The following is a 5,832-nucleotide window of genomic DNA, read 5'->3' on the forward strand; positions in this document are numbered from 1 at the left end:
CCCCCCGCCCCCCCCCACCCCCGCCCCCCCCCCCCACCCCCCCCCCCCCGCCGCCCCCCGGCCCCCCCCCCCCCCCCCCCCCCCCCTCTCCACCAACGGAGACGCCTGAAATGTCCGACATGATGACCACCCAAGCAGGCGACGCCGGAGCGTTCCGCGCCTTCGACCTCAGCCGCGTGCCAACCCCCTGCTTCGTGGTCGACGAAAAAGCCATCGAACGAAACCTGAGCATCCTCAAGGACATCTCCGACCGCTCCGGCGCGCATGTCCTCAGCGCGCTCAAGGCGTTCTCGATGTTCTCGCTGGCACCACTTGTGCGCCAGTATCTGGGCGGCACCTGCGCTTCCGGCATCTATGAGGCCCAGTTGGGCCGCGAGGAATATGGCGGCGAGGTCGCAACCTTCTGCGCCGGATATAAAGACGCCGACATGAAGGAAATCCTGTCGCTGTCGGACCACATCATCTTCAATTCACCGGCGCAAAAAGACCGGTTCCTGAGCAAAGCCCAAACCGCTGGTGTACAGGTTGGCCTGCGCATCAACCCGGAACATTCCGAGGGCGAGATACCCAAATACGACCCCTGCGCCCCCTGCTCGCGCCTTGGCACCCCCGTCAGCCAACTGACCGCCGAGACCCTGACCGGGGTTGACGGCCTGCATATGCACACGCTCTGCGAACAGGGCTTCGAACCGCTGCAACGCACATGGTCGGCGGTGGAACCCAAACTGGCCCCGTATATGAGCGGCCTCAAATGGCTGAACTTCGGCGGCGGCCACCATATCACCCGCGAAGACTATGACCGTGAGGGGTTGATCGCCTTCATCAAATCAATCCGCGAAAAGTACGGCATCGACGTCTATCTCGAACCCGGCGAGGCTATCGCACTGGACGCAGGCATTCTGGTCGGGGAAATCCTCGACCTGCCGGTGAATGGCATGACCCTTGCGATCACCGATATCTCGGCCACCTGCCATATGCCCGATGTGATCGAAGCCCCCTACCGCCCAGCGCTTATGGATGAGGCTGAGGTGGGCCATACCTACCGTCTGGGCGGCCCCTCCTGTCTGGCGGGTGACGTGATCGGCGATTACACGTGGGACAAGCCGCTTGAGATCGGCCAGCGGTTCGCCTTTCTCGATCAAGCGCATTACTCGATGGTCAAGACCAACACATTCAACGGCGTCCCCCTGCCCACCATCGCCCTGTGGAACAGCGAAAGCGACGAATTGAAGATCATCAAACAATTCGGTTACGACGACTTTAAGGACAGACTCTCATGACCATCTTCCTCGACAGTGAATTGACCGCGTCCGAACGCTCGGAGGATGCCCGGTTCCGCGTGATCCCGGTGCCGCTGGAACGCACAGTGTCCTACGGATCAGGCACAGCCAAAGGCCCCGAGGCGATCATCGAGGCCAGCAATGAGCTTGAGCGCATCACCGGCCATGCGGAACCCTGCGTCGAGGGCATCTTCACCGAAGACCCTGTCGATTGCGATGCGTCGCTGGCAGAGATCATGGAGCGCCTCGCCCAACGCACCGAGGCTGCCGTGCGCGCGGGCAAGGTGCCGGTGACTCTGGGCGGCGAACACTCGCTCAGCTACGGCGCGGTGATGGGTGTGGCCCGCGCGTTGGACGCCCCCATCGGCATCGTCCAGATCGATGCCCACGCAGACCTGCGCAATGCCTATCAGGGTGAGAAACACTCTCATGCCTCGGTCATGCACCTGCTGGCCGAAGAAGGCATCAAACTGGCCCAGTTCGGCGTCCGCGCCTTTTCCACCGAAGAGGCCCAAAGCCGTCTGAAAAACCACGTCTTCCATGTGGATGCCGAGGATCTTGTGACCGGAAACATCCATGCCGTCGACCTGCCCGAGGATTTCCCGGACCTGGTCTATGTCAGCTTTGATGTCGACGGTCTGGACCCCGCGATCATGCCCGCCACCGGCACGCCCGTTCCCGGGGGATTGGGATACTATCAGGCCTTGCGGCTGGTCGAACATGCGCTGAAGGGCCGGAAATGCGTCGGCTTCGACGTGGTCGAACTGGCCCCCAACGGCAATGCCGCGTGGGATTTTACCACGGCCCAGATCGTCTATCGCCTGATGGCAAGCTGCTAGAACACTAGAACACAGGGCGGCCCCTTTTGGGTCCGCCCAATAGCCCGTTTATTCCGTTTTACCGTCTTCCACGGTCTCGTTCAGCTCCATATGCCCCCCGCCCTTGTTCAGGACGCGGCGCAGCATGGGCTCGAAGAACTCCAGCGGCTTGCTCGGATAGTTCGGGTCGAACGCCTTCTGGTCGTATTCATGGCAGAAATATCGGCAATCTTCCCAGTACGGGCTGTCGCGATATTTGTCGCGCGCGTTGCGGTCGCCGCCCAGATGGTGGTTGTAGTAATAGCCCTGAAACACGCAGTGATGCTTGAGAATCCAGCAGGTTTTCTCGCTGACATAAGGCTTCATCATCGCCGCCGACAGTTCACCATGGTTATAGGGCGACAGGATATCGCCGGTGTCATGGATCAGCGCCGCAACCACCAGTTCCTCATCCGCGCCATCCTCATAGGCGCGGGTGGCGGCCTGCAGGCTGTGTTCATAGCGGTTCACCGGATAGGGCGTCCATTCTTCGTCCAACGAGCGGATGGCGTCCAGAATCCGGTCCGGCAGGGCGGCATTATACGCCTCTTCATATTCCATCACGGCGTCCCAATCGGCCTTGGTCGCCTCTTCAAAACTGGTCCAGGTGGGTTTGTGGCTTTTGTCCAGCATGGCGCATCCTTCCAAATGACTGCTCGGAGCAGCCTAACGAGCAAATTTCGCATATCCAAAAGGAAACCGAACTTTTATGCGGTAAATTCGACGTCAACGCCGCCGCGAGTTCAGGCCGGAACCCTGTGCCGCCCGTTGCGCCGGATCAGGGGTCGGCCCGAAACCGCCAGAAACAGGCCCGACAGGAAAATGCCAAACAACCCGGGCAGATAGAGCAGCATCCACATGGCCGGGTCCTTGACGACCAACGGGGACAGAAAGCCCCGTATCCCCTCCAACAGGACAAGGATCAGAAAAGCCACAGAGATTTGCGGCCACAGGCCAAATCGGGAAAAGCTGCCCAAGGTCAGGGTGGCATAGCCCACCAGCGCCACGGCAACACAGATCCCGATCCACGAGAACCGGCGGTGCAGCTCATCGGTCAGACGGCCCAGGCTGTGGCCGTCTACGCGGATGACCTCTTCGGGGTTTCGAATCAGCTCAAGGGTCGGGATCGCCCCGATACTGCGCCGTCCCATCTCGGTTCCGTTGGTCAGATCGGTGATGTCGTATGAGGCGTCCTCGAACAGGGTCGAAGACAGCGTCTGCCCCGCCGCATTCATCCGCAGCGCCACACCATCAACCATCACAAGATGAATGCCGTTGCCGTCATTGACCAGATAGGCGGTGGCGCTGGAATAGCTGACCGGGGTTTCGCGTTCCCGCCGGTCCGAGACGAAAACCTCGTGCAACGTGCCATCCAGATCGACGCGTCCGATATAGACCGTCACGCCGGGGGCGGGATGCAGGAATTCGCCTTCGTTCAGCAGCTGGGCAGTCACATCCCCCGCGACCTCGGCCTGACGCTGTTCCAGCTGCTCGACCGAGGCTGGGCGCAGGAAAACAGTGATCACCGCCATCATCAGCCCGGCGATCAGGCCAAAGGCAAACACCCCGCGCGCCAGCCGCCATGGGCTTGAACCCGTGGCCAGCATCACCGTCAGCTCGCTTTCGCGGCTGAGCCGGTTGGTGGCATAGACAGCGGCGGCAAAGACCGCCATGGGCATCACCGTCTGAATCAGCGTCGGCAGGGTCAGCGCGGTAAATTCGAGAAACACCATCATCGACTGCCCCCCGCTGATCAGCCGGTCAAACAGGCTGACAGAGCGGGTGATCCAGAACACCCCGACCAGAACCAGAGTGAAAAAGCCGAACAGAACCAGCATTTGCCGCAGGAAATACCCATCGAAACGCGACATGTGACCCCTTTTCGGCTGTTCGTGGCGTGCGGCGACTTTAGGGTATTCACCGGGCAGAGGAAACCGGGATTACCCGGTCATGCCCCGGTTTTGCCAAGGGTCGCCGGTTCCCGGGCATCCCATGGCTCGGCTCAGGGTTTGGAATAGCTTTGATAGGTGATTGTCTTGTCCCTGAAAAACGACCGCGACTTATCCCGGATGACACCCGGCGGCGCGTCCTTGGGCACCCCAGAGATGCTCTGCTGGAAGTGAAAGAAATTATGCGGGTCGAACTTCTTTTTCACGAACAAGAGCGAGTTGAAATTGTCGCCCCAATAATGCCAGCGATAGTTATGATCGGACCGGTGCGGATAGTTCTGATAACGGCGGTCAATGAAATAGCCCTCATCCGTCATGAGTTTCATGAACCCGTCGATCCACGGTTCGACAACCTGCCGTTCCTCCTCGGACAGCCAGAACACATCAACGTAGAAGTTCAGACTGACGTCGCGGTGAATGAAAGCGTTGCCCTTCTTGCCCACCGGCACACGGTTGATGGCCCCGCCATAAGATTCGATCCCGATCGCGCCATAGGGGTTCGGGGTGGTGTCCAGATAGTCGACCACGCGCTGCCATTCCGTCTGGCTTAGCTGGCGCTTGATATAGCCGCCCTGCTTGTCTTCTCGGGCCTGATCGGGGACCACTGGGATATCGTATTTCTCATCATAGAGCCACGAATTGATCTGCTGGTAGGTGCCGGTTTTCTGATCCTCCAGATGCCCGCCGATGGGCTTTTTCAGCAGCGGCTCGATCACCTTCATGCCGTCTTTCTTGCGCCCGTGATAAAGCCCCGAGACCAGAAGGACCTTTTCCTTGCCCTGATAGGCCACAAAGACATAGGCGCCGAACTTGTCGGATTTGCCGTCTTTCATGTAATGAGCCTGCAGATATTCCAACGCCTTGGCCGCCTTTTTCAGCGGCCATTTGATGTGGAAGCCCCAGACTTTGTACAGTTTGTGCAGCTTGAAGCGGATTTCCAGCAGGATACCGAAATTGTTGCCGGTGCCGCCTCGGATCGCCCAGAACAGGTCCGGGTTCGTGTCCGCATCCGCGACGACAATACTGCCATCCCACAACATCACCGTGACGCCCTGCACATTGTCGCAAGCCATGCCATAGAGGCGCGAGGTAAAGCCGTATCCGCCGCCCATGGTGAACCCCGCCACACAGACATCCTGACAGGCCCCGCCCGGCACGTGCAGGTGATAGGAATTCAACACCGAATTCAGCATCTGAAACGAGGTGCCCGGCCCCACATAGGCCAACGGCACCTGCGGATCGACGGTCACGTACCGCATCCGGCTGGTGTCCAGCACCATCGCATTGTTGACCGAATAGCCTGCCGTACTGTGCCGCCCGGACCGTGCCACGACCCAAAGGTCATGCTTGCGCGCAAAGGCCAGACTGGCGCGCACGTCCTGAATGGTCTCACAATAGACGATGATCTCGGGATAATCCTGAAACGCCGGGTTCCAGACTTGCCGATCCGTGCTGTAATCGGGGTCCGTGGGCAGGGTGACCGAGCCGACCAACCCTTTTTCAAACGCGCGTATCTGACTGGGCTTGATCGGGTGATACCGTTGCAGCGTCAGGTCGGTGCGGCTGTTGGCAATGCGGTCCTTGGACAGAAGGGTCTTGCTGATTTTGCGCATGGGCGCTCCTCAAAACAAATGCAGGTGGGGCGCGGATAGGCGTGCATCCGTGCCGTAAATCAAAATTCAGGTCTCAGCCGGTATCTGTCCGCAGCCAAGCTGGCAGCAAACGCCCCTGTTGGTCAAGATAACG

General features: G+C 60.0%; 5 protein-coding genes. 2 read left to right on the top strand and 3 right to left on the bottom strand.

Annotation, left to right across the window (positions count from 1 at the left end; translation table 11 throughout):
• Positions 1-110: 110 nt before the first annotated feature.
• Positions 111-1,280, top strand: a complete 1,170-nt coding sequence (gene nspC / locus MPJ51_RS20440) for a carboxynorspermidine decarboxylase (RefSeq protein WP_298390699.1) — start codon at positions 111-113, stop codon at positions 1,278-1,280.
• Positions 1,277-2,119, top strand: a complete 843-nt coding sequence (gene speB, locus MPJ51_RS20445) for an agmatinase (RefSeq protein WP_298390702.1) — start codon at positions 1,277-1,279, stop codon at positions 2,117-2,119. The genes nspC and speB overlap by 4 nt, the downstream gene beginning before the upstream one ends.
• A gap of 48 nt (positions 2,120-2,167) precedes the next feature.
• Here the strand turns inward: speB and MPJ51_RS20450 are convergent, their stop codons facing one another.
• The 3 genes from MPJ51_RS20450 to MPJ51_RS20460 form a co-directional block, all read right to left on the bottom strand.
• The gene (locus tag MPJ51_RS20450; protein ID WP_298390704.1) at positions 2,168-2,770 is read right to left on the bottom strand and encodes an HD domain-containing protein; all 603 of its coding nucleotides are present in this window, start codon (positions 2,768-2,770) and stop codon (positions 2,168-2,170) included.
• A gap of 110 nt (positions 2,771-2,880) precedes the next feature.
• Positions 2,881-4,008, bottom strand: coding sequence for an LPS export ABC transporter permease LptF (lptF, locus tag MPJ51_RS20455; protein ID WP_298390706.1), 1,128 nt, complete (start codon positions 4,006-4,008; stop codon positions 2,881-2,883).
• Between the two features lie 131 nt (positions 4,009-4,139).
• Entirely contained in the window at positions 4,140-5,699 is a 1,560-nt protein-coding gene (locus MPJ51_RS20460) for an FAD-binding oxidoreductase (RefSeq protein WP_298390708.1), read from the bottom strand.
• Positions 5,700-5,832 lie beyond the last annotated feature (133 nt).

The sequence above is a fragment of the Ruegeria sp. genome, assembly GCF_028066395.1.
Taxonomy (GTDB): domain Bacteria; phylum Pseudomonadota; class Alphaproteobacteria; order Rhodobacterales; family Rhodobacteraceae; genus Ruegeria.